The 24,713-nt window shown below is 47.3% G+C and carries 23 protein-coding genes; 12 read left to right on the top strand and 11 right to left on the bottom strand.

Annotated elements, in window-relative coordinates:
* Window positions 1-4: 4 nt before the first annotated feature.
* On the bottom strand, window positions 5-838 hold the full coding sequence (locus EXU85_RS32830; protein ID WP_142776120.1) for a phytanoyl-CoA dioxygenase family protein: 834 nt from the start codon (window positions 836-838) through the stop codon (window positions 5-7).
* A 247-nt stretch (window positions 839-1,085) separates the two neighbouring features.
* Between EXU85_RS32830 and EXU85_RS32825 the strand changes: the two genes are divergently transcribed.
* Entirely contained in the window at window positions 1,086-1,958 is an 873-nt protein-coding gene (locus tag EXU85_RS32825; protein WP_142776119.1) for an AraC family transcriptional regulator, read from the top strand.
* Between the two features lie 36 nt (window positions 1,959-1,994).
* On the opposite strand, the gene EXU85_RS32820 is transcribed toward EXU85_RS32825, so the two are convergent.
* The gene (locus EXU85_RS32820; RefSeq protein WP_142776118.1) at window positions 1,995-2,261 is read right to left on the bottom strand and encodes a YXWGXW repeat-containing protein; all 267 of its coding nucleotides are present in this window, start codon (window positions 2,259-2,261) and stop codon (window positions 1,995-1,997) included.
* A gap of 349 nt (window positions 2,262-2,610) precedes the next feature.
* Between EXU85_RS32820 and glyA the strand changes: the two genes are divergently transcribed.
* The 4 genes from glyA (at window position 2,611) to EXU85_RS32800 (ending at window position 5,806) form a co-directional block, all read left to right on the top strand.
* Window positions 2,611-3,903 (top strand): serine hydroxymethyltransferase, encoded by a 1,293-nt coding sequence (gene glyA / locus EXU85_RS32815; RefSeq protein WP_142776117.1) that lies wholly within the window; start codon window positions 2,611-2,613, stop codon window positions 3,901-3,903.
* A gap of 128 nt (window positions 3,904-4,031) precedes the next feature.
* Entirely contained in the window at window positions 4,032-4,892 is an 861-nt protein-coding gene (gene tatC, locus EXU85_RS32810; protein ID WP_142776116.1) for a twin-arginine translocase subunit TatC, read from the top strand.
* Window positions 4,893-5,074: 182 nt separating this feature from the next.
* On the top strand, window positions 5,075-5,578 hold the full coding sequence (locus tag EXU85_RS32805; protein WP_168207910.1) for a GNAT family N-acetyltransferase: 504 nt from the start codon (window positions 5,075-5,077) through the stop codon (window positions 5,576-5,578).
* A gap of 9 nt (window positions 5,579-5,587) precedes the next feature.
* Entirely contained in the window at window positions 5,588-5,806 is a 219-nt protein-coding gene (locus EXU85_RS32800) for a hypothetical protein (protein WP_210422422.1), read from the top strand.
* Between the two features lie 84 nt (window positions 5,807-5,890).
* Here the strand turns inward: EXU85_RS32800 and EXU85_RS32795 are convergent, their stop codons facing one another.
* The 9 genes from EXU85_RS32795 to EXU85_RS32755 all read right to left on the bottom strand — a co-directional run bounded on the left by EXU85_RS32795 (window position 5,891) and on the right by EXU85_RS32755 (window position 15,189).
* Entirely contained in the window at window positions 5,891-7,252 is a 1,362-nt protein-coding gene (locus EXU85_RS32795; RefSeq protein WP_142776114.1) for a DUF58 domain-containing protein, read from the bottom strand.
* Entirely contained in the window at window positions 7,249-8,265 is a 1,017-nt protein-coding gene (locus tag EXU85_RS32790) for a YhcG family protein (protein WP_142776113.1), read from the bottom strand. Before EXU85_RS32790 ends, EXU85_RS32795 begins: the two co-directional genes overlap by 4 nt.
* Window positions 8,266-8,271: 6 nt before the next feature.
* Entirely contained in the window at window positions 8,272-9,087 is an 816-nt protein-coding gene (locus EXU85_RS32785; protein ID WP_142776112.1) for a tetratricopeptide repeat protein, read from the bottom strand.
* Window positions 9,084-10,184, bottom strand: a complete 1,101-nt coding sequence (locus tag EXU85_RS32780; protein ID WP_246859348.1) for a hypothetical protein — start codon at window positions 10,182-10,184, stop codon at window positions 9,084-9,086. Before EXU85_RS32780 ends, EXU85_RS32785 begins: the two co-directional genes overlap by 4 nt.
* Before the next feature lie 91 nt (window positions 10,185-10,275).
* Window positions 10,276-11,250: a MoxR family ATPase gene (locus EXU85_RS32775; protein WP_142776111.1), complete on the bottom strand. Its 975-nt coding sequence runs from the start codon at window positions 11,248-11,250 to the stop codon at window positions 10,276-10,278.
* 109 nt (window positions 11,251-11,359) lie between these two features.
* Complete coding sequence (locus EXU85_RS32770) at window positions 11,360-12,544, bottom strand: DUF4350 domain-containing protein (RefSeq protein WP_142776110.1); 1,185 nt, start codon at window positions 12,542-12,544, stop codon at window positions 11,360-11,362.
* 14 nt (window positions 12,545-12,558) lie between these two features.
* Complete coding sequence (locus EXU85_RS32765; RefSeq protein WP_142776109.1) at window positions 12,559-13,338, bottom strand: DUF4129 domain-containing protein; 780 nt, start codon at window positions 13,336-13,338, stop codon at window positions 12,559-12,561.
* A complete protein-coding gene (locus tag EXU85_RS32760; RefSeq protein WP_142776108.1) occupies window positions 13,322-14,248 on the bottom strand; it encodes a hypothetical protein in 927 nt (308 codons plus the stop codon). Before EXU85_RS32760 ends, EXU85_RS32765 begins: the two co-directional genes overlap by 17 nt.
* The gene (locus EXU85_RS32755; protein WP_142776107.1) at window positions 14,245-15,189 is read right to left on the bottom strand and encodes a stage II sporulation protein M; all 945 of its coding nucleotides are present in this window, start codon (window positions 15,187-15,189) and stop codon (window positions 14,245-14,247) included. Before EXU85_RS32755 ends, EXU85_RS32760 begins: the two co-directional genes overlap by 4 nt.
* Before the next feature lie 145 nt (window positions 15,190-15,334).
* Here EXU85_RS32755 and EXU85_RS32750 point away from each other — a divergent pair, with 145 nt between their 5' ends.
* From EXU85_RS32750 to EXU85_RS32720, 7 genes are all read left to right on the top strand, one after another.
* Window positions 15,335-16,030: an RDD family protein gene (locus tag EXU85_RS32750; RefSeq protein ID WP_142776106.1), complete on the top strand. Its 696-nt coding sequence runs from the start codon at window positions 15,335-15,337 to the stop codon at window positions 16,028-16,030.
* Between the two features lie 71 nt (window positions 16,031-16,101).
* The gene (locus EXU85_RS32745) at window positions 16,102-17,298 is read left to right on the top strand and encodes a M20 family metallopeptidase (protein WP_142776105.1); all 1,197 of its coding nucleotides are present in this window, start codon (window positions 16,102-16,104) and stop codon (window positions 17,296-17,298) included.
* 230 nt (window positions 17,299-17,528) lie between these two features.
* On the top strand, window positions 17,529-18,167 hold the full coding sequence (locus tag EXU85_RS32740; RefSeq protein ID WP_246859347.1) for a gluconate 2-dehydrogenase subunit 3 family protein: 639 nt from the start codon (window positions 17,529-17,531) through the stop codon (window positions 18,165-18,167).
* A gap of 93 nt (window positions 18,168-18,260) precedes the next feature.
* Complete coding sequence (locus EXU85_RS32735) at window positions 18,261-19,979, top strand: GMC oxidoreductase (RefSeq protein ID WP_142776104.1); 1,719 nt, start codon at window positions 18,261-18,263, stop codon at window positions 19,977-19,979.
* 221 nt (window positions 19,980-20,200) lie between these two features.
* On the top strand, window positions 20,201-20,785 hold the full coding sequence (locus EXU85_RS32730) for a hypothetical protein (RefSeq protein WP_142776103.1): 585 nt from the start codon (window positions 20,201-20,203) through the stop codon (window positions 20,783-20,785).
* 73 nt (window positions 20,786-20,858) lie between these two features.
* Window positions 20,859-22,271, top strand: coding sequence for an ATP-binding cassette domain-containing protein (locus EXU85_RS32725; protein ID WP_142776102.1), 1,413 nt, complete (start codon window positions 20,859-20,861; stop codon window positions 22,269-22,271).
* A 256-nt stretch (window positions 22,272-22,527) separates the two neighbouring features.
* Window positions 22,528-24,675 (top strand): gliding motility-associated C-terminal domain-containing protein, encoded by a 2,148-nt coding sequence (locus tag EXU85_RS32720; RefSeq protein ID WP_142776101.1) that lies wholly within the window; start codon window positions 22,528-22,530, stop codon window positions 24,673-24,675.
* The last annotated feature ends 38 nt before the right edge of the window (window positions 24,676-24,713 follow it).

The following is a 24,713-nucleotide window of genomic DNA, read 5'->3' as shown; positions in this document are numbered from 1 at the left end:
CTGTTTAGTAGCTAAATAATATTGGATTTAGCTCGTCCTGTGGCTTACTACCGATAGGTGCATTGTTGAGCCAGGTTGCATGGTCGGCAATTTGGTATTCATTCCTTGGCTGCATCACAATCTGGTCTTTATCCATATAAATCATTGTCATCACTTTTCGTGGACGATCCGATTGGTTAGGTCCAGCTCGGTGAAACGTCCAGCCTGCGTGATAACTAACCTCACCCAGTTCGAAGGGCGTGTCGTGAACATTGAAATTCTGTTTTTGGAGTGTGTCGGCCAGGATTTTTTCGCTATCATCACTTATTTCCAAATCGCGGCCAATCTCCACATGCTGGCTACCTTCTGCAAAGGCCAGCGGTCCCATTTCCATGGGCGTGTCCTGCAAGGGAATCCACACTGTAATCGTGTTAGGCGATGCCAGCGGCCAGTAGAACTGATCGGCATGCCAGGGCGTAATACCGCCCGATGGTTCTTTATATAAGGCCTGATCATGGTAGAGTCGAACACCCTCAACACCCATTAAGTCAGCGGCAATTCTGGCTAATCGTTTTGAAAAGACGAACTCTTTAGCTTGCTCATCTTCACGCCAGAGGTTCATAATCTGCAAAAACGCCCGTTCGTAGGTAGTACGTTCTTCCATCGGTTTAATGAGCGTGTTAAGCCGGAACACCAGATCTGTAATGATGTCGCCGTAATACGCCAGTGCTTCTGGGCTCAAAACATGCTTGAGTTTTACGTAGCCATTTTTACGATAAAATGCGATAGCGTCAGGGCTAACGGTATAGTATGCGTTCAATTCGCTTAGTAGAGTTTCCTTATCAATCGTAGCTTCCATGTGTTAATGAGTTATGAATTGATGGGTAAAAGGCTCTCGCACAAAGCCGTGCCGTAGTACAAACTAGTATACTCAAGTACGACTTTGTGCAATTGCCTCGTTCGATAGAGTAGGTTTAGGAATAGTTTAACACCACAAAACTACCTGGTATTATTACGCGATTAGAATAGAGTTTTTGCAGATTTGTATCTAATTTTGACCTTATAAAGTCTATGAGGAGATTAAATAGGTTAAAATAGCGCATCTGGTGAAAGCTCTTTTTGAGAAAGTAATGATTAATGAACAGAGTTCGGCACTGGTCAGACGATTTCAGTTGCCGTACTTTGATGCGCCCTGGCATTACCACCCTGAATACGAATTGACGTACATCATTAGCAGCTATGGCCGGCGTTTTGTTGGCGATCATGTAGAGCCGTTTCAGGCGGGTGATCTGGTATTACTGGGCCCCGATTTGCCGCACTTCTGGCGGAATGATGAGGAGTTTTATCAAGCCAAGCCTGGAGTCCAGGCAGAGTCGGTGGTGGTACAGTTCCCGGCTTCTTTTGATGAACAGGTTTTGGCGGCTATGCCCGAAGCGGGTGCTGTACGACAGTTGCTTCATCGAGGGCGTTTTGGACTTCGTTTCAGCCAAGCCATTAGTGAGTCAGTGGCTTTGCTGATGGTGCAGTTGACTGAACAAACTGGATTAGGGCAGGTAGTGAGTTTGCTCACTATTTTAAATCAACTGGAAACGGATAAAGAAGCGCAGTTATTAGCCAGCGATAGTTATCAATTAGCACCCGGTGCTGCCGAAACCGAGCGAATGAAACGAGTGCTGGAATTTATGCTACTCAACTTTCGGGATGAGATTCGTATTGAACAGATTGCATCCGTTGCGGGAATGGCTCCGGCGGCTTTCTGCCGGTATTTCAAAAACCGTACGAGAAAGACCTTTGTCGAGTACCTTAATGAACTTCGTATAGGGCATGCCCGTAAGCTGTTAGTAAACGCTGATATCAGTGTTGGTCAGATTGGATTGGAATGTGGCTATAATAACAGTTCTCATTTCCATCGCCAGTTCAGGCTCAGTACAGGCATGACCCCCTTTCAGTACCAGACAATGGCCAAAGGGAAGGGTTAATGTAGGGCCGATCGAGACGGTCGGCCCTACATTAACTTATCGCCAGTGACCCTCAATCCACATGGGACCCCGACGAGTTTGCTGCCAATGACCAGGTACCCAGGCATTATAGCGGGCTGGAGCCACCCGATAGTAGCCGTTGACCCAGACATAATTACGTCCCCGACGTACATAATGGCCCGGTATCCACATATGGCGTGCCGATGGTGCCGCTGGAATTACTTCGACTCGTGCAGGAGGTGGTCCCTGGGTAGTTGTAGTGGCTGTTGTTGTGCATCCTGAAACAAGAGTGGAAACTAGCAATCCGGCCAGTACCCATACGTTTGCCTGAATTTTCAGAGTTTTTATATCGTTACAATTAAGTTTACTGAAACGAGATAATTATAGGTAATAAGCCATTCGTAGTGTCAGAATGAGCCTTTTCTTTAAGATAACCTTGTCGTAAGAAGGTTTAATGATAATAGAAACTCTATACAGCTATGGTGGGCAACAACGTGCTCGGATTTTGTGGCAATTGTCCTGAAAATCGACATTCTATTCTATGGTTTTCTGCCGTACCTTTGCGTAAAATAGATGTTTGGTTTTCTGCCCGTTTGTCGGCTACGATTTTAGGAATCAAACAGACAATCAATCAAATAAACCGTTCATACTGATGACGACCGTCACCAACACCACCCGCGATACGCAGGTGTTTGACCTGATTGCTAAAGAACAACACCGGCAGGAGTCGGGTATTGAGTTGATTGCTTCCGAAAACTTTGTGTCGCCTGCCGTGATGGAAGCCGCTGGAAGTGTTCTGACTAATAAATATGCGGAAGGCCTGCCCGGCAAACGGTATTATGGCGGTTGCGAAGTGGTTGATCAGGTTGAACAAATCGCTATTGATCGGGCTAAGGAGCTTTTCGGCGCTACCTGGGTAAACGTTCAGCCGCACTCGGGTGCCAATGCAAACACAGCGGTGTTCCTGGCGTGTTTACAGCCTGGCGACACTATTTTGGGCTTCGACCTGTCGCATGGTGGTCACTTAACGCACGGTTCGTCGGTCAATATTTCGGGTAAATATTTCCGCCCTACTTTTTACGGAGTGGAACGGGAAACAGGCGTTATCAATTACGATACTGTTGAGGAAACCGCTAAACGCGAGCGGCCTAAAGTGCTTATTTGTGGCGCTTCGGCTTATAGCCGCGATTGGGATTATGCCCGGCTTCGTGCCATTGCCGATGAGGTAGGTGCATTGCTTCTGGCCGACGTATCGCACCCAGCGGGTCTGATTGCCAAAGGTTTATTGAACGATCCACTTGCTTACGCACATATCGTAACGACCACTACGCACAAAACCCTGCGTGGTACGCGGGGCGGTATCATTATGATGCGGAATGATTTCGAGAACCCATATGGTATTAAAACACCAAAAGGCGAAACTCGCCTGATGTCGTCGTTGCTGGATTCCGGGGTGTTTCCGGGAACACAAGGCGGACCATTGGAACATATCATTGCGGCTAAAGCGGTTGCGTTTGGTGAAGCGCTGAGCGATGACTTCTACGATTATGCCGTTCAGGTGAAAGCCAATGCGCAGGCTATGGCCAATTCATTCCTGAACTTAGGGTACAAGATCATTTCGGGCGGTACCGATAACCATTTGATGCTGATCGATTTACGTTCGAAAGGGTTGACGGGTAAACTGGCCGAAAATACGCTTATTAAGGCAGATATCACGATCAATAAAAACATGGTTCCGTTCGACGATAAGTCGCCGATGGTTACCTCGGGTATGCGTGTTGGAACGGCGGCTATGACAACTCGTGGTTTGAAAGAATCGGACATGGAGCAAATTGTCGTATATATCGACAAGGTGTTGATGAACCACGATAACGAAAGCGTGCTCTCGACCGTTAAAGAAGAAATTAATGAGTGGATGAAAGCATTTCCGCTCTATAAAAGTTAACCATTAAAAGATTAAAGAGCGAAAGAATGAAAGAATGAAAGTGCGGTTAAAAACTCGCGTTAACTTTTTTCTTTCACCGCTCCGGCGGCCCGGTCTTTCGCTCCTTCACTCTTTCGCTTTTTAAACAAATGCCACTCGACCAACTGACTGACGAAGAGATAGAATCCGAAGAAGGCAAGGAAATGTCCTTTCTGGATCATCTGGAAGAACTACGCTGGCACATTATTCGGGCCGTTGGGTCCATTTTTGTGTTTGCTATAATTGCATTCATTTACATTGAAGAGATCTTTCAGGTCGTCATCATGGGCCCTAAAAACCCTGATTTCTGGACGTACCGGATGATGTGTAAACTGTCAGATATTACTGGATACAAGGATTTGTGTGTTACAAAACTCAATTTCGAGTTGCAGTCCCTTGGTGTATCGGATCAGTTTACAATGGCCATGACCTCGGCAGCTATCATTGGTCTTTGCTTCGCGTTTCCATACGCGTTTTGGGAACTATGGCGGTTTATCAAGCCAGGTTTACGTAATGTCGAAAAAGATGCAGCTCGTGGCGCAGTTTTCTTTGTTTCGTTGTTATTTACATTGGGATTGCTCTTCGGTTATTTTATCGTATCGCCATTAGCAATCAATTTTCTGGCGAACTTTCAAATTACGCCCGATATTAAAAACCAGTTTGACATAACCTCTTATATTGGCATTCTGGTTACCCTATCGCTGGGTTGCGCATTGATCTTTCAGATGCCAATGATTGCCTATGTACTATCGAAAGTAGGTGTCCTGACGCCAAAATTCATGCGCGAGTACCGCAAACATGCCTGGATTGTGATTCTGGTGGTAGCTGGTATCATCACCCCTTCGCCAGATATTTATAGTCAGGTTCTGGTTGCCTTGCCGCTGGCCATGTTGTATGAAGTCAGTATCATCGTATCAGGCCGAATCGAGAAGGCGCGATTGAAGGCACAGCGCGAACTGATGAATTCGTAAAAGCGTAATCTGCATTGTCTATACATCAACCACCTTTCGATCTCCACCCAAAAGCTCGAAAGGTGGTTGATGCGTATGAAGAGATGCGCAGATCTGACGCAATAACCCGAGCGTGCTATCGGGATCTACCGCCCTCTAATCGGTTACAGTATGAGTTGCTGGACTGGCACAACTACCGCATTTTGCTTGATCTGTTTAGCCAGGATACGAATCCATTTGTAATGTTGTCTTTGAAGGAGCCTAAGAAACTGGACGAATATGTAGCATATCAATTAGCAATCGGACTATATAGTGGCAAACGGGGTATGTGCGATTGGTTCCTACGGTTAGCTGATGGCACTTATGTAGGCATATCACACCTCTATGATGTTAGTTTTGAACTTTGGGAAGGGAAGCGGTTTCCATATATGTGTGGTTATGCAATTGCTGAACCTTTCCGTAGGCAAGGATACGGTTATGAGGCACTTTCACAGTTATTAAGTCGACTTCCTGAAGATTTTAAACTGTTCAAGGCTAGAGCAGAGCCACTGGAAGCTAATGTTGCTTCGCGGGCCTTACTAGAAAAAGTCGGTTTTCGCTTTGAAAAAACATTTAAAAACTACTGGGGAGAGGCTGCTTTGTATAATAAAAAATTAGTTAAGAGAACACCCCGACTTTCTTGGAAGGAATTTAGTGGGGTACTCTGAGAATTAGATATGGAATACGATTTTCGAAAATACCATTATCGCTCAATTAATGCGGCCGACGATGCCGAACGAGCAGCTATCAATCAGGAGCTAAAAGATCTTTATAACTCCTTGCCGGACGATGAAAAGGAAGCGTTCAATCGCCAGTTGCAAACCTTTTTGGCTAAAGAAATGGGACGCCTTAAGTCCAATTATGAATCGGTAAAAGGCGGCTTGGGAGATAATTAAATATAATTTAGTCGAAACGGAAGTGGGGAGGTCATATGCCATATCTCTAAGATATGGCATATGACCTCCCCACTTCCGTTTCGACTAAATCAGCCCCCGTGCCTTCAACTCCAGATATTTATTCACGGTATTAGCCGTCAGGTTTTGCGGGGCAGTCAAGATTGTTTGAATACCATATTGGCCTAGTTCCTTCACAATCTGCCTTTTCTCGAAGGAAAATTTCTCTCCAATCGTTTTCATGTAGATATGCTCCGTATCGACTGCCGGTTGGTCGATCAGAGCGCGTAGCTCGGTGTTCTCGAAGAAGATTACCAGCAGCAGGTGATCTTTGGCTAACCGACGGAGATAGGGCAATTGTCGCTGCATACCGCTCATCGTTTCAAAATTCGTGAATAACAGGAGCAGACTGCGCTGGCGAATGTGCGTTCGAACGCTAGCGTATAGGCTCTCGTAATCCGATTCCAGGAAGCGCGTTTTCTGACGGTAAAGCAACTCCAGAATCTTCAGCATTTGCCCGGTGCGACGCTCGGCCGGAAGTAATTGGCCGATGTGGTCGGAGAAGGTTAGCACACCCGCGCGATCCTGTTTCATCAGGGCAATGTTGCTTAAGACTAGGCTGGCGTTGATGGCATAATCAAGCAACGTTAACCCCTCAAACGGCGATTGCATTACGCGACCCTTGTCGATCAGGCAATAAACCGGCTGCGAACGTTCATCTTGAAAAGCATTGATCATCAGAGACGCCCCCTGCGAATCACTTCGGCGGGACGTTGCTTTCCAGTTGATAGTTCGCACATCGTCGCCAGTGGAGTAGGGGCGAACCTGCTCAAATTCCATACTATGACCGATGCGCCGGATTCGTTTGACACCTACTTCGGTCAGGCGATTGGTTGCCGCCAGGAGTTCAAACTGCCGCATCTGTAAAAACGACGGATAAACAGCTACCATTTTACCCTGTTCAAACTGATACCGTCGTTTGAGTAAACCCAGTGGCGATAAGACAAATACATTCACAGCACCGAAGCTATATTCGCCCCGGCGCGTGGGCCGAAGCTCGTAACGAATAGCCTGGGTTTCTCGTGGTTTCAGGCTGGCCTGGAACAGCACATCGCGTCGTTGAAACTGAAACGGAATTTCATCAACGACCTCCACATCGGCTCGGAACGGGTATCGGTTTTCTAAATAAATCGTGAGCGGATTTTCGTCGCCGTTCGATAATCGTTCGGGGACTTCACGACGGGCAAAGAAGGCGGATCCGACAGGTTGGCTTTTACTGAAAAAGAGTAGCCAGAAATCTATCCCGATCATCACTATAAAAACGGCAAAGGCCACTTTCACAATCGGGAACAGGAGTGGAAAGGCGTACGCAGCTACAAATAAAAGTATGAGCGCGATCAACCCGAACCATAACCGAGAGGCAACAAAGAGTGGGCGGATCGCTATCATTCGGTTGGGCGGTTTTGTTCCAGCAAAAGCTTGTCGCGTTCGATTTCGGCCATTAGTTCTTCTTCGGTAGGTAAATAAAGTTTGTATTTTGACGCAAACAACTGTTGACTTCCATTCAGAACAGAATATTTAACTACTGTTTCGTTTTTCTCTGTGCAAAGAATCAGGCCAATGGTCGGATTATCATCTGGTTGCTTATGCTGCTCCTCATACATGCGGACATACATATCCATCTGACCAACGTCCTGATGGGTCAGTTTGCCCATTTTAAGGTCAACTAATACGAAGCATCGGAGGATGTAATTGTAAAAAACCAGATCGACTCGAAAATTGTCTTCCCCTTCAACCATTCGCTGCTGGCGAGCAACAAAGGCAAATCCCTTCCCCAATTCCAGCATAAAGGTTTGCAGATTATCTAGCAACGCCTGTTCCAGTTCTTTTTCATACACCTTCCAGTTTGGCTTCAGATCCAGAAACTCCAGAATATACGGGTCTTTAAGGATGTCTTTAGGTTCCAGCTTAAGCGGGCGGGTCTTTTCTTCGGCCTCTCGTCGAACATCGGGGCGGTCGGCTTCCCGAGTCGCTAATAACCGTTCGTAGTAGAACGAATTTATTTGCCGTTCCAGCGCCCGGCTACTCCAATTTTGCTGGGCTGCTTCGGCCATATACCAAGTGCGGGCATTGGTATTTTCGATTTTAGAAAGCAGTCGATAATGAGTCCAGCTTAATTCGTGACGCACTGCGTCACGAATTGGAAATGCCTGATAAAATAACCGGATATACCGAAGATTACTTTCATCAAATCCTTTTCCAAAATCATTGGTCAGGCGCTGTGCGAGGTATTTGAGCAAGCCGGTACCATATTCGGCTCTGCTATTTCCCTGTTGTTCTTCGTCAACAATGAGCTGGCCGATATGCCAATAGGCTTCGACCATAGCGAAATTAACGGCGCGGTAGGCGTTCTGGCGAGCCTCGTCCAGCACGACCTTTATACGTTCATAAAAGGGTTCCATCAAGCGTTACGGTTTAGGTTTTAATTGGCTAATCACCTCGTCAATTTCCGGTTCGTACACCGGATTAAAGTCATCTTCCTGGTATTCACCGGTGCGTTCGGCTCGAAGGGCTTTGAAGAAAAATGAGGCATCCTGAAACGCTGTTCGAGCTTCGGCCGTTCGATTTAGCAAGAGGAAGGCGCGACCTCGGTGGTACTGGACAAGTGCACTCCGGTTGAAATTTTTAGCTGCTTTGTCAAGATCGGCTAAGGCTTTTTCGGGTTGTTTCGTCGCAATATAGCTAACGGCTCTACTTACGAAGTGCCGATAGTTCACCCACTCTGCACCATGTTTAGCGGCTAATGGGTCAATCGCCATAGAGAATTGTTCAATTGCCTTCTCGTGATCGCCCATGCTTCGGTAGGTCAGGCCGCGCATATAACTCACCGGATTGTAGCCAACAATGTCATCAAAGTTGGGAGTAAGGGCGTCGTACGCATTGAAATGAGTTAGCGCACGAGGATAATCCCGAAATTGAACCAGGTAAAATTCACCAACGATGCCATGTTCTTTTGGCGAAAGTGTCGTCGTTTTCTCCAGCCAGATAGCAGCCTGCTCGTATTCTTTTGACCAGACGTAATTAAAGGCTCGATGCCGAAAATTCTCCGCGTTAGCCAATAGCGTATCTGAGCGAACCTTCTCCCGTTTCTCCCCAAAAAAGAATCGTGTTTGCGTTGATCGGTTTGCGGCCAGCATCGAAGCACAGGATTTCAGGATGCGTTCACTATCCTGAGCAAACACAGATATTGGCAGTAGAAAATGAAAAAAGCTCAGTCGTATCATGGCAATATATCCGTTATACGACCATCTTTAAGCCGAACTGCAAGCGAAACAAAAACATCCCGGAACAGGTCTCTAGTGCTATCTGACTGACGAATCGATTGATCGGTAGCCACATGCTCATGGCAAATCGTCAATAGTTGGCTGGTAATTCGGGAGTCGAATTGCCTTGGACAATAATCCTCGTCGAAGCCCTTAACTTCAGTCGAGTCCCTTTCACCTGAACAATTCACCACAAACTGAATGCGTACAAGACCTGATTCGCCGGTCTGGTTAATAGGCTGATAATACTTTGTGAATAACTGAAGGATATCATACCGTTTCTGTCCGCGAGTAAGCATAGATTCAGCCCATAGTTTGCGGAAACAGTTATTGCAGGGTTGAAAACCAGTGGGTCGGCATGAGTCGCTCAGGGATATATTTTTGACGAATCGAAATGGTTCAGCAGCTATTTTACAACCATTCCAGCCAATGGCCTGCATCTGTTTTAGAGATGCACTGCTAATTTGCCAAAGCGCTTTGTATCCACTATCACGGCCATTCTGATTGCCCAGAATAATCAGAAATATAGATTGGCCAAATTTAGCCAGTTGCCAGAAGTGAGCCGTTCGCTGTTTGGTTCGCGTAATTTCTAAACTCGCCTGACCGTTGGCAAAGAGCGAAATAGTCAGACTGTCAGATTGCCAGACGCGACCGTTCAACTGCTGATGTACAGTGGCCGAATCGAGTGGAATATCGTTAAACCGACGAAAAACCATCGGATAGTTTGTGCCAATTCGAAGCAAATCAGTCTGCAAACTAACCAGTCGAGGGGCAAAATGAATGGTATCCAATCGAACCGACTCCCCATGAACTCCCCAGGTTGACGTTAACTTACGGGCCGACCCATCGATCATCCCGAGATAATAGGTACTATCTGCATCTAGCTGAATATACGTAGGTAATGGGCAGGTAAAGTCAAGATCCCATTCGGTATGAACACCGATCCAGATGCCAACTAGTTGTTCTTTAGAAGGAGTTTGGGCCGTTAGGAGTGAATAATGGATAATGAAAAGTGCACAATGGATAATGAAAAAAGTGGCGCTGCGACTAACTCCCACTTTTCTAAAACGGAATTGCCAATTAGCTTGCCCACCATTATTCATTGTACATTGTACATTGTGCATTATTCATTCTGCATTATCCATTCCCTTACCTCGGCACGTCAATTTTTTGCACTAGCTGTGCCACAACTTCATCGGCCGTTCCGCCTTCCATTTCACGCTCGGGCGTTAATAAGACACGATGGCGTAATACGGGAGCTGCCAGTTCCTGTACATCTTCGGGCGTAATGAAATCGCGACCTCGGAGTGTGGCAAGGGCTTTGGCACTGTTTAACAAGGCTACCGATGCCCGGGGCGATGCGCCTAAATAAAGCGACTTATTCGCGCGGGTTGCCTGCACAATTTGGGCGATGTAATCAAATAGTTTGTCTTCCACATGCACCTGATGTACCTGCCCGCGCAAGGTTGCTAATTGTTCGGCTGTGAGTACAGCAGTGACGGCGTCGAGCGCATCAGCCAAATTCCGGCGCTGGTGATGCCCTCGCAGAATGTCCACTTCTTCGGTAGCGGTTGGGTAACTCACCACAATTTTGAACAGAAAGCGATCTAGTTGCGCTTCGGGTAGCCGATAGGTACCTTCCTGTTCAATGGGGTTCTGGGTCGCCAGTACCATAAAGGGCTCTTGGAGTGGGTAAGTTGTGCCATCATTCGTGACCTGACGCTCTTCCATGACCTCAAACAGAGCGGCCTGGGTTTTAGCCGGAGCGCGGTTAATCTCATCGATCAGGACAAGGTTAGAGAAAATCGGACCTTGTCGGAATGAAAAATCACCCGTTTTAGGCATAAATACCGACGTGCCTAGTACATCGGATGGCATCAGATCAGGCGTAAACTGAATCCGGCTGAAGCCAACCGACATGGTTTTCGCCAGCAGTTTAGCCGTTAACGTTTTGGCTACGCCTGGCACGCCTTCAATGAGCACATGACCATCGGCGAGTAAGGCTGTTAACAGCAAATCGACCGTTTGGTGCTGTCCTATAATAACTTTCCCGACTTCGGCGCGGATGGCATCAACCGCAGCGGTGAGGGATGTGAGGTCTAAACGGGTTTCAAATGAGTCCATAGATGGTTTCTGAACTGGGATTTAGCTGATTAAAAGATTAATCTGATTTTGCTTTTAGCAAAAGAGATTAACAAAATCCTGTAGATCCATAAATCAGCTAAATCCCGGTTCAGATAGTTTGTTTAAATGTTTCCATTGCCTTATTCAGCGTCAGCAAATCAAATTCTGAAAGCGAGATGCTACGTTGCGCATCGCGCAGGAGCCGTACCAGATCTGACGTTTCGTCCATAGATGCGCCACTTTTTCGGGACAGGGTTTCGGTAAATTCTTTGTCTAAAACGGTTGTGTTCAATCCATAACGTTCGCGGATGTCGGCCAGGAAATACTGGATTTTTTTCCGGGCGAGGTTGTCGTGGTCGCTTTGTTGAAAATACATGCGCCCAACAGTTTTTACAAAATCGAGCGACGTATTCGTTGGCGGTTCGACAACGGGAATAATTCGCTGCGTACGCTTCCCGGCAAAGATGGCGTAGAAAATCAAGCCAAATACGACCAGATAATATGCCCAGTTCAGGGCAGGCTGTGAGCGAATATACCTGAAAATGGACTGCTGATCCTCATCAAATCGCCCCTGCTTCTGATATTCATCCCAATAGGTTGTTTGGGCAGGTAAATAGGAAAACGCTTTGAAGGCGTAGTCGGAGGTTTTCGTGTCCAGCACGTAATAGTTTGTAAAGGCCAGTGGTAGGTTCTGGATGTAAAATTGACCTTTCCCATACTGCACCCGAATGAAAACCGGCTCTTTGCGGGCATTACGACCTAGCACCGTAATGTTCTGAGGTTTTTTGATGGTTATGAAATTTCGGCCATCATCGTGAAAAAAATTATAGCCTTTGGCCGTATGCAGTTGGGGATTGACGAAGTTCTGACGGAGCGTTGTATCGGCTTTATTAGTCGGTTTTACTTCTGCTTTGAATCCTAATTTAAGGCAAAGCGAATCGGGCAGATTGTAAGCGGAAATGAACACAGAATTACCCCGTTTAACGTACGATAGAAGCTGGTTCTGTTCAATACTGTCGGCTTTAAAGTCGTCATTGATAAAGACATAATTGCTGGGCGTTGGCAATTTTGTCTCGCCCAGGAAATTATAAATTGGCAGACGAATAGTCTTCACCGTCGACTTCGGCAACGCATCCGGTAGCAACTCGAATAAAGCCTGCGTTCCGAACGGAATTTTGTCATCGTTCTGGTACGTTGATTTCCAGTCAATCGGCTTTGGGCGGTAATACTCGAAGAGCATGTAAGCCGTTACGGTTGCCAGCAGGATAAGCAGATATTTATTCGGTTTCGGCAAAGCAGATTCTCAGATTAGGATTGGTGAGCAACAGGCTGATTAAACTGTCGAAATTGCTGGCGAAGCTGCCCAAACCGGGATTCATCTATTGGGAAGTCACCGTACCAGACAAACTCGAATTGGCGCGTTAATGTCTCAAAATCGGTTTGTAAAGGCGAATTGGCCAGCTCATATACGTATTGCCGATTCGTTTTGTCGGGCTTATACGTAATTCGACCGGCATCGGTTAGTCGTTTGAGGGTTTGCAGGTAAAGCAGGCGAGTGGCCAGCCGGAAGTTTCGATTGGTGACGGCCTCTTCTACCGCGGCATCGAAATTAATTTCGTGGATGTTTTCGGCCAGGTTCTCATAATCGAGACTGATCGATTCGGCACCTTTTGGAAACAGAAACTTCATGACTTCGGCTTTCATCAACAGATAAATCACAAAACCTGCAACAGCAGCCAGAATGACATATTGCCAAACATTCTGGTAGGCTTCACTACGCAGGAACTCCCCGAATTTTTGAAATAACCACTGAAAAAAGCGCGCTATCGGATTTTCGGGCGGAGGTGCGTCGCGACCATATTGATAGTCATGGTCGGTTTGAAGATCGCGTAGGTGATCGACTTGCGGCTTGCGGATCGTCAGGGGAGTACGATCATCGCGGACGACAACTGGCGGAACTGACTTTTGCAATTGAGCAAAAGCCACTGGTAATGTGGCTAACGAGAGACACAACCAACAGATCAGCCAACCCAATCGACCTGCTCGCAAATTGTAAACCGTAAATCGTAAATCAAAATGTTCCTTCATCCGATGCGCGTGGTTGACTTGGAGCCGTACCAATAGAGTCGATGGCTGATTGTAAGCCCCGACCTTCCTGCCGTTCGACCAGGTTCGTATATTGAAAACCAAGTGCCACATAAATAATAGCCCGCAGGAGCGTACTGCCTACGGTGGCCACTACATTCCCCAATACAAGCCAGAAACCTGACATATCGGGCAGCAATTTGGCCGTAATTAAAAAACTAAGAATTCCGGCGGGGAGCGTGAAGATTAAGCCAACAACCCCCGAGATTAGTCCCATGACAAATATTATTCCTAAGGTCGACCACCATTTATCCCGAATGAGCACAAAGCATCGGTTCCAGGTTTGGCCAAAATCAGTTCCTTCAAACGTAGTAACGACCAACCCAAGCGATAAGACGATACCAACATAAATTCCTGGAATGACGAAAAATAGGGTAGCCGCGAAGGCGATAATCGAACTCAATACACTGATAACGATACCCCGGCCAATAAGTGGCTGCATTTCTTCCCAAACCTCGTTAACACTAATGTCAACCGGTTGAGATTGGTTTAATGTATACTGTTGGGTTTTGCGAGCGTACACCTTCATGTGTGCATACGTGACCAGACTTACTACCAGAATGGCCAACAGCGTAAAGAGCATCGTAAACCAGAAGGCGGGTGAGAAAAAACTTAGGGCCATAGCATAGCCAGCACCAAAGGGACTATCTGAATCAATATCACCACTTTTAGCCATGTTACCCAAATCAAGCATGTTCGATTGGAACACGCCCGAGGCAATGCCCGCCACCAAAGCAACCGGACCAACAATATAGACTAAAGCTAAGCCAAGGCTGCGAAAGTTCTGGGTTATGTATTGAAACGTTACGTTGATTTTATCGCCAAAATCACGTTGTTGAAAGAGTTGAATCATGGTTGACGTGTACGGTTTAGGTGAATTGGGTAAAAAATAAAATACCAGCCAATAAAGGTGGCAGAGATCAGAATAATGCTACCACTAACTACGGGTGGTAGGGTCATTCGGGTAATAAAACTTTCCAGAAATCCGGCTGTAATGAAAATCGGGACCAGACCAATCGCAATTTTTAGCCCCTGTTTGATGCCCCGCTTAAAGGACTCCAACCGGGAGTAAGTTCCCGGAAAAAGCAGGCTATTGCCAACTGTCAGGCCAGCACAACCGGCAATGACTATGGCTGAAATTTCGAGCGTACCGTGAATCCAAATCTTCAGAATCGAGTCGAGTAAAAGTCCCCGTTCGTAGAAAAAATACTGAAATGACCCCAGCATCACGCCGTTGTAGAATAGCATGGCCATTGTGCCAAACGAGGCAAATAGGCCGAACACGAACGTTCTGAACGCTACATAGATATTATTCAGGGTAATTTGTATGAACATGCTGGCCTGATCGTGGCTGTCATAAACACCCAGCGGATCACCTTTTTTGATGTTTTCGAGCGTCATGTTCACGTATTGGTCGCCCAGAATTAACCGCACAAACGTGTCATCGTGTGCCGCCGATACCCAGCCAAGAATACAGGCCACTAAAAAAATGCCCGCCGACAGTGCCAGCATCTTGTGCGATTGCCGAAATAAAAGCGGCAATTCATATTTCCAGAACGTGAGGAATCGGCTACGTTCGGCTCGGCGATTTTGCATCAGGCCCCGATGCATTTGTCCAGCTAACCCGTTGAGATAACGCGTTACGGTTGAGTCGGGGTAGAATGTTCGGGCGTAGGATAAATCGTCGGTCAGTTCCACAAATCGATCCGTTAGTTCATCAGGATCGTTTGTTGGGTTTTGTTCTATATCGCGCCACTTGTCGGTGTTGCGTTTAACAAAAAGGGCTTCACGCATAAGTTAGTCGTCAGTCAGTAGCCGTTAGTGTCAAATTAGTAAAGATTTACTGATGTAACCAAGTTGGCCATTAGTTTTCTGGGATTTTTTTTTGCCGAGCCAAGCTTACTGACGACTTTTGACGTTTGACTAACGACTTTCTGGTATGTCTGTTGCAATCCGCACTTCCCAAAATGTTCTAGTAGAGTACGAACCTGCCAGCATTGGCGAACGGATTCTGGCAGCCATCATTGATTACGTTGTCATTTTTGGCTGGATTATGCTGACGTTGGCCCTGCCGAGTTCGATGGGTTTTCGGGTTAACAGTTTCTATAGCTTTTTGGTCCTCTTTCCCGTAGTTGTCTATGACTTAGTCAGCGAATGGCTGCTCAACGGGCGAAGCCTCGGTAAAATAGCGATGAAAATTCGCGTGGTTATGCTGGATGGCTCACCGCCAGGCCTGGGTGCCTATCTCATTCGCTGGTTACTCCGAATTATAGAGTCCGTTGCGTTTCTGGGTGGTATTGTGCCAATTATCACCGTAGCCGCTAACGGGAAAGGGCAACGATTAGGCGATATTGCAGCAGGTACAACGGTTGTTCGACTAAAACCAGCCGTCACGCTGGACGATGTAATTCTGCGGCCCTTCGTTGAGAATTACGCCGTTCAGTTTCCCGATGTTCGGCTACTTTCTGATCGTGATATTAGTGTAGTTCGCAATGTGGTACGCATGAACGATGAACAGGTTCTGATGCGTACTGCCGATAAAGTAAAGGAAGTAACCGGTATTCGCAGCGATATCGGAAACCGGGAGTTTCTGCTTACGGTTATCAATGACTATCAATTTATAACAGCACAGTAATGTCTGGGCCAAGTGGGAGCTTGGCCTGGGATACATTTAACGGGCTAAGCCGGAGCTTGGCCCAGACTCTTATGCTCGACTCAATCAAATCGCTCGCTCATCAATACGCGGCTGACCTTATCAAGACCCGCCGACATCTGCATGCTCACCCTGAACTTTCCTTTCAGGAGCGAAATACGGCCCGCTTTGTGGCTGATCAACTGAAAGCGATTGGCATAACTCCGCAGGAAGGGGTTGCCGATACCGGATTAGTCGCCATTATCGAAGGCCGAAATAGTCATTCGGCTGGTTCGCGAGTGGTTGCCCTGCGTGCCGATATGGACGCATTGCCAATCCACGAAGCCAACGATGTTCCCTATAAATCGACCGTGGACGGGGTCATGCATGCCTGTGGCCACGATGTGCACACGGCCAGTTTGCTGGGTGTTGCCCGTATTCTGCACGTGTTGCGCGATCAGTTCGATGGAACGGTAAAGCTGGTGTTCCAGCCGGGCGAAGAGAAAGCGCCGGGTGGCGCTTCGCTCATGATTAAGGAAGGTGTGCTCGAAAATCCGACACCTGCCAGCATGATTGGTCAGCACGTAGCTCCTAATATTCCAGTAGGTAAAATCGGTTTCCGCGAAGGTATGTACATGGCCAGTACCGATGAGTTGTATCTTACTGTTTGGGGTAAAGGTGGCCATGCTGCCATGCCCGATAATCTGGTTGACCCCGTCCTGATTGCGTCGCATATTATTGTGGCCTTACAGCAGATTATAAGCCGTAATCGCCCCCCCGCTAGCCCATCGGTATTATCCTTTGGCCGGTTCATTGCCGACGGTGTTACCAACGTCATTCCAAACGAAGTGACCATTCAGGGTACGTTTCGCTGTATGAACGAAGAATGGCGTGAAGAGGGTAAAAAACGCATGATTAAACTTGCCGAAGGGATTGCCGAAGCGATGGGGGGCTCGTGCGAGTTTACGATTGTTCACGGGTATCCATACCTGAAAAATCATCCAGAATTAACCCGGCGCGTTCGGGCGCAGGCAGTTGAGTATATGGGTGCCGAAAACGTGGTTGATCTTGATTTGTGGATGGCTGGAGAAGATTTCGCGTTCTATTCGCAGGTAGTCGATTCCTGCTTTTACCGACTTGGTACCCGCAACGAAGAACGTGGAATTATATCGGGCGTTCATACCCCAACGTTTGACATCGACGAATCGGCGCTGGAAACGGGTGCAGGCCTGATGAGTTGGCTGGCGGTACGGGAATTGGCGATGGTTTAATCCGTGATCAACGTAGTAAGCCTTTTTCTTAGTAGCGTATTAATAACCAGGCGGTTTGAAACCATCAGTTCGGTTTCAAACCGCTTGTTGTTTATAGTTGATTAGTAACTTTCTAAATAAAATCAGCACGCCAAAACTGAGTCTCCAAATTACACAATCCATTCTCCGATTGTTATACATTTGTACTTCCTTATATCGTTCTATTTGAAAGTCTAATTTGCTTTAAACCTATGAACAGAAGAGACGCCCTCATGCGGGTAGCTGCGTTCGCTGGTGCGACAATGACGTTGCCTGCGTTAGCTGATACGCTCGAAGCCTCGGCTGCCCGACGTGCCCTGACGGGCAAGCCGCTTTTCTTTACGGCCGATCAGGATGCGACCGTCGCTGAACTGGCTGATACGATTATACCAACCACGAAGACCCCCGGTGCTAAAGCTGCTAAGGTGAATGAAGTGATTGATATTATTCTGAAAGACTGCTATAAGCCCGATGATCAGCAACGCTTTTTAGAAGGCCTTGCTTTAACCAACAAACTGAGCCAGGAGGCCTACGGAAAAGCCTTTGTGCAACTCGATCCAACACAGCGTATTGAGATTGTAAAGAAACTCCAGGCGGATGACAAGGCGCAGCGGGCCCAGATGGCCGGTGCTAAAACGGCGGCTAAGGTGGAAAACTCCCAGGCCGACCTGCAAATGCCGGTTGCCAAAAAACAGTATACGCCCTTCTTCTCCATTCTGAAAGACTTGACTTTAACCGGTTATTTCACTTCTGAAATCGGTTGCACACAGGCGCTTGAATACGTGGCCGTTCCTGGTCGTTATGACGGTTGTGTTACACTCAAACCCGGCCAGAAGGCCTGGGCCATTTAATTTAGTATTAGGAGCGAGTAATGAGGAGTGAGAATTCATCCGGCATCAGCCATTCTCACTCCTTACTCCTCACTCCTCACTCCTGAAAAAAATATGAATCTCAATATCGACGCTAAAAAAGATATGACCTACGATGCAATTGTCGTTGGGTCTGGAATTTCGGGTGGATGGGCTGCGAAGGAGCTCACACAGAAAGGGTTGAAAGTGCTAATGCTGGAGCGCGGCCGGGATATCAAACACGTAGAAGGCTACGTAACCGCGACAAATAATCCCTGGGATTTTCCGCATCGGGGGCGTATAACAACCCTGGCGGCCGAAGAATATTGGGCCAATATGCGTACCGGTTACACGGCCAACGAGGAATGGCGGCACCATTTTGAGAATGATAAAGAAAACCCTTATCTCGAAAAACGTAAAGTTGACTGGATTCGGGGCTATCACGTAGGTGGCCGCTCACTGATGTGGGGCCGTCAGAGTTACCGTTGGAACAAAGAAGACTTCATGGCAAATGGCAAAGAAGGTATTGGTGTTGACTGGCCAATTCGTTATGAAGACCTGGCTCCCTGGTACGATCGTGTTGAAGCGTTTGTAGGCGTATCTGGCAGTAAGGACGGTCTGGATGTACTACCAGATGGTAACTTCCTGCCAGCGATGCAGATGAACTGCCTGGAAAAAGAAGCCAAAAAGCGCATCGAAAAGGCATTTCCTGGTCGTACGGTTACGATGGGTCGTACGGCTCACCTAACGGCTCCCAAACAGGTTCACTATGATCTGGGACGGGCGGCTTGCCAATTCCGTAACCAATGTATGCGCGGCTGTCCTTATGGGGCCTACTTTAGTACACAGGCGGCAACGCTGCCTGCGGCCATGAAAACAGGCAAGCTGACGCTACGGCCCGATTCGATTGTTTCGGAAGTACTATACGACGAGAAAAAAGGGAAGGCTACCGGTGTTCGGGTTATTGATCAGAATACGAAAGAGGTGCGGGAGTACTACGCCCGGATTATCTTCCTGAATGCATCAGCTTTTGCCAGTACGTCAATTCTGATGAATTCCAAGTCGCACCGTTTCCCGAATGGTATGGGTAATGAGTCCGATCAACTCGGTCGGAACATTATGGATCACCATTTGGCAGTGGGCGCTTCAGGAACATTTGACGGAATGGAAGACCAATACTACTACGGCCGACGGGCTAATGGCGTGTATGTACCGCGCTATCGGAACTGGGGTGGCGACAAACGGGATTATGTTCGTGGGTTTGGCTATCAGGGTGGTGCTGGCCGGGGCGGTTGGGGCCGTGGAAACGGTATGGACGGCTTTGGGGCCGACTTTAAAGAAAGCCTGACAACGCCTGGTCAGTGGACAATGAGTCTGGGTGGCTTCGGTGAAATGATCGCCGATCCTAACAACCGGATGACGCTCTCGCCTGACCAAAAAGATAAGTGGGGCCTTCCGCTCATCGTATTCGATGCAGCTTATGGCGAAAACGAACGGAAAATGCGGATTGACATGATGAACGATGCTGCCGAAATGCTGCAGGCCGCCGGTCTGAAGAATGTAACGCCCTATAACGACGAATCGAAACACCCAGGCATCGGTATCCACGAAATGGGGACAGCTCGTATGGGTCGCGATCCTAAAACGTCTGTTCTGAATGCGCACAACCAATTGCATGCTGTGAAGAATGTTTTCAATACAGACGGAGCCTGTATGACATCGGCATCTTGTGTAAACCCTTCATTAACGTACATGGCACTTACGGCTCGCGCGGCTGATTTCGCTGTGAAAGAAATGAAGAAGGGTTCGTTGTAAGGAACTGTTGTAGGTAACTATTTTTTGATTGAAGCCGTAAGCCCACAGAGCTTACGGCTTCTTTTTGTTTAGGAGGATTGTCATTGATGCCACAAGTTCCTCTGACAATCAATGACAACGTAGGTGAAATTTGAAAAAAGTTTTAGATAAAAATTGACGACCTGAAAACAATCCACTATTAGTAGAGTTATATGATAGAATAACAAGTAAAATACTCAACGATGAAAAAGATAATGATCATGGGATGTATGCTGGTAGCCGGCATGGCCCTAAGTGCAAATGCACAATCCACGAACACAACAACCAATGCAGGTTCGACCGGCACAACGACTGGTACCTACTCGACTAGCCCCCGGACAAACTCAGGTACAATTCAGCCGCAGACGAATACGGGCGTAAACACTACCAGTCCCCAGACAAATCCTGGTACGATTCAGACTCAGCCGCCTGCAACCAGCACCAATACAACTACACCAACTGGTGTAAATCCAAATCCTGCCAGTACGAGTACTGGCGTGAATACAAGCACAGGCACCTACCAGACCCAACCACAAACGGGTATCAACAATCCTCCGGTAGGTACTGTTAACCCGCCTGTAGGTACTACAACAGGTACAACCTATAGCACGGGAACACCGACCATGAATAGCGGTACTACCACGACGACACCGCCCGATCTACAGAATACAACAGACCGGATGAACAACGGATCAACGGGTAATAATAGCCGGCGTACCAAGAGCAAAACAACCACAACGACTCCCGCAACGACCACTACACCTGCTACCATTCCTCCCGGAAAATAAGGTAGGTGACTAATCGTAACGGAAATAATGAGGATGGGGCCATACCTTTGTAAGGGTATGGCCCCAGTTTTTTATGGTAGAACAGACTTCGTTGATTTCGCTGAATAAATTAACCGTCCAGAGAAATGGACGCGCATTAGTACGGGAACTTTCATTTCAACTCAATTCAAACGAGTGCTGGGCGGTAATTGGGCCAACGGGCAGCGGGAAAACTACGTTTTTGCAAGCGCTTGCCGGTCAATTTCACGCTGGTCCTGCCGTATTATCCCGGCGGGTATCTACAGAATTTGTCTCCTTCAAAGAAGAATCCAGCCGGTTTTCCTATAACGGCTATTTCTACCAGCAACGCTACCAGGCCACTATGAGCGACAGCCCGGAAGGTAGCGATCCCGCTTATAAATCCATTCCAACACTTCGTACTTTTTTACAATTAACCGACTCGTCAGAGTCACTGGCGCTAATTGAGCGATTAGGTCTTACACCCTTATTGGATCGGGCATTTATTAAACTATCGAATGGTCAGACCCGGAAAGCGCGCATTGGTAAAGCGCTCCTAAAGCATCCATCGGTTTTATTGCTGGATAACCCTTTTGTAGGTCTTGATGCCGCTTTTCGGACCGAATTAACGGGTTGGTTAGGCGAACTTACGAAACATGGTTTGACACTGGTAGTAGTAACAGAACCTGATGATATTCCTTCTTTTATAACGCACATAGCTGAAATGGAGAACGGCCAGATTCGGTGGGCAGGTTCTAAAGAAAATTATCGTCCTGGGGATCCTATCTGGCCTGAAATTACTTTACCTGTACTGAAAACAATTGCTCAGGTGGCTGATTTTGAGGAAGCTTTTCAGCTCCGTGATGTAACTGTTCGTTATGGTGATACGGTGATACTGAACGGCATTAATTGGGCCGTTAGGGCGGGGGAGCGCTGGGCTTTATTTGGTCCAAACGGGGCCGGTAAATCAGTTTTGTTGAGCTTGCTCTACGGCGATCATCCGCAGGCATATGCCAATGATGTAAGTGTTTTTGGGCATCGACGCGGCAAATCGGGAGAAAGTATCTGGGATGTAAAACGCCGGATTGGATTTGTCTCGCCCGAATTACATTTATACTTTCCGCAGGGGTTATCTGCCCGGCAGGTAGCGCTCACAGGGTTGACGGATACTCTTACGCCCCCAAACCGGATTTCGCCCGAGACGGAAGAAGATTTATGGAATTTACTTTCGTATTTTGAATTAACCCATCTGATCAATTGCTCATTTGGTACATTATCGGCGGGCGAGCAACGATTGGTTTTATTAGTTCGGGCTTTTCTGAAAAATGCACCTGTCTTGTTACTGGATGAGCCATTCCAGGCAATCGATTCGTTTCATATTCACCTGGCTCGCCACCTGATTGATAGCTTTCAGAATAAGACCATTCTTTTCGTCACCCATAATCAGCGTGAGCTTCCTGATCGCATCGATAAACTCTTTTCAATTTAAACAATACCATGTAGCTGGCAAAAAAAGAGCCATTAGATAGATCGCTCACGTATTGGCCGAAATAATCGATTAAAGTGCCCAACCTTGGCATGGTTTATGAGGAATGCGCCTTCCTTTCTCTATACCAGCGGGAAATGATCGTTTGTTGACAAAATAAAAGGAACAATCCCTTAAATGATCCAATTAGTAGATATTATTTACTAACAAAAGGCTTGGCATGAAATTCGTCTTATAACCCGGTAAGCGACATGAATTGATGACGAAACAACTACTAAATAAATTTATTGGAAATTATGGATGGGCGCTGTTTTGGCTAATGGCATTGCCAAACGTCATGGCCATGTCCTACCCATTGGCCGATACATGTCAGCATCCCGATCCGCCTGTCATTACGGGCTCGGCCAAAGCTATTTGCCGTAATGAATTGGTTACACTTACCGCAACAGGCTGCGTAGGCACCGTTATTTGGTCAAATGGGGATATTGGCAATAGCATTACTCTAAAACCGCAGCAGACCACAAAATACACGGCTATTTGTCGCGCTAAACCCGGTTGTATTAGTTGCTTTGCCGACGTCTGGAAGGTCACGGTTAATACGCCCAACGCTCCCACGGTAACAGCCTCCTCAAAGCTCATCTGTCCTAACGATGTTGCCACGTTAACGGCATCGACCTGCAAAGGAACTATCCACTGGATCAGTCAGGATGGAAGTAGGCAGGATACAGGATCTGTATGGACAGGCAAATTACAGACAACAGCTAGCTTCCGGGCCACCTGTGAACAGAACAACTGTATTAGTAATCCATCTATTCCTGTTTCAGTACAGGTAGCCCTCCCCAGTGCACCGACGATTTCGGCCGACAAACCTGAAATCTGCGCTGGACAGTCTGTGCAGTTACGGGCATCTGGCTGTGTGGGTATCGTTCGCTGGATGGATGGAAGCGAGGGGATCGTACGAACGGTAAACCCTAATAAAACAATACATTACAGCGCTGTATGCCAGGTTGGTTCATGCCATAGCGACAGCGCTAAAGCCGTATCGGTAGTAGTGCGTTTAGTGGATCAGAAGTTGAATTTGCTAACGACACTTACCAATGTTTGCCCCTTCCAGACGGCAGATTTGTCGAAAGCCATTACAGGACAAATTGGTTCAGTCGTACGCTATGAATTCCGAACAGCACCATCTAGTTCAGCACCTGCTGTTCAATCGCCAGGGGCGGTGACAGCCGGAACTTATTATATTTTCGGTCGTAATGCAGAAGGTTGTTATACGGAACCTGTACCCATAACTGTAACAAGCACACCTTGTAAAAATGGCATTGCACCTTGTTTGAGTAACCCAGCTACAGTGGCTATCCGGCTGGATTCGATTGACTGGACCAAGGGCATTGTGCAACTAAAAGGGCAATTGGGTGGTTCTGCAACTCAGCCCACCTGGCAAAGCGATGGTGGAGGCCTATTTACAGACACAGGTGTAAATGCTCGTTATCTGTTCTCAGAAACCGATCGGCAACGGGGCACAACTACTTTTATGCTTTCAGTAGCTGACCCCGATGGTAGCGGTCCCTGTGTAGGTATGTCAGCTCAACAGACCATGAGTGCGCCATCCCGAGAATTGGTAGGTTTGAGCAAGAAAGCGAGTGAACCAATCTGGGTAGTTGACGGGAAAGAACGTTTGGTTGAATTCACTTACCAACTTATTGTTGCAAATATGGGTAAAAACGCCCTGAAACATGTTCAGGTAGCCGATAACTTAGACGTAGCGTTCTCTGGTGTAGGTGCGCAAATCCATTCCGTACGTGTACGGGCCGATAGTAATTTAGCGATTAATCCAGCCTATACAGGCCGTGGTGTCGACACAACATTAATAACTGGTGGGAGCCTGCCTGCCAACGGACATGGACGCATCTGGTTGACTGTACAGGTAAATGTGAGTCAGGCCAGCACGCTAACCTTCACGAATATAGCCTCGGCTCAGGCTATCGACGCCAATGGGGGACTTTGCCGTGACCGTTCGACAAATGGTATTGATGCCGACCCTGATCAGAATGGCAATCCAGCCGACAATGATGAACCAACAACTATTGTACTTCACTCGTTACAATCGGAAGAAAGTGAAACGGTATTTATTCCCGAGGGTTTTTCGCCCAACGGCGATGGGATTAATGATCGATTCGTTATCCAGCGAGTGCCTGTTGGGGTAACTATTCAACTGGACATTTATAATCGATGGGGAAATTTGGTTTATCAAAACACAAATTATGTGAATGATTGGGATGGTTCGTCAAATCAAGGTGTCAAAGTAGCTGATACAAAACAAGGCCTTCCCGATGGCACCTATTATTACCAGGTTCGACTGAGTGATGGACGAGAATTTGTCCGATTCCTGACACTGGCCCGATAAGTTTTTTAGCAATGATTTTAGGTCAAATTCGTTTGCCG

The sequence above is a fragment of the Spirosoma sp. KCTC 42546 genome (assembly GCF_006965485.1).
Classification (GTDB): domain Bacteria; phylum Bacteroidota; class Bacteroidia; order Cytophagales; family Spirosomataceae; genus Spirosoma.
Note: the sequence above shows the minus strand (reverse complement) of the source record. Positions and strands in the feature narration are given on the sequence as shown.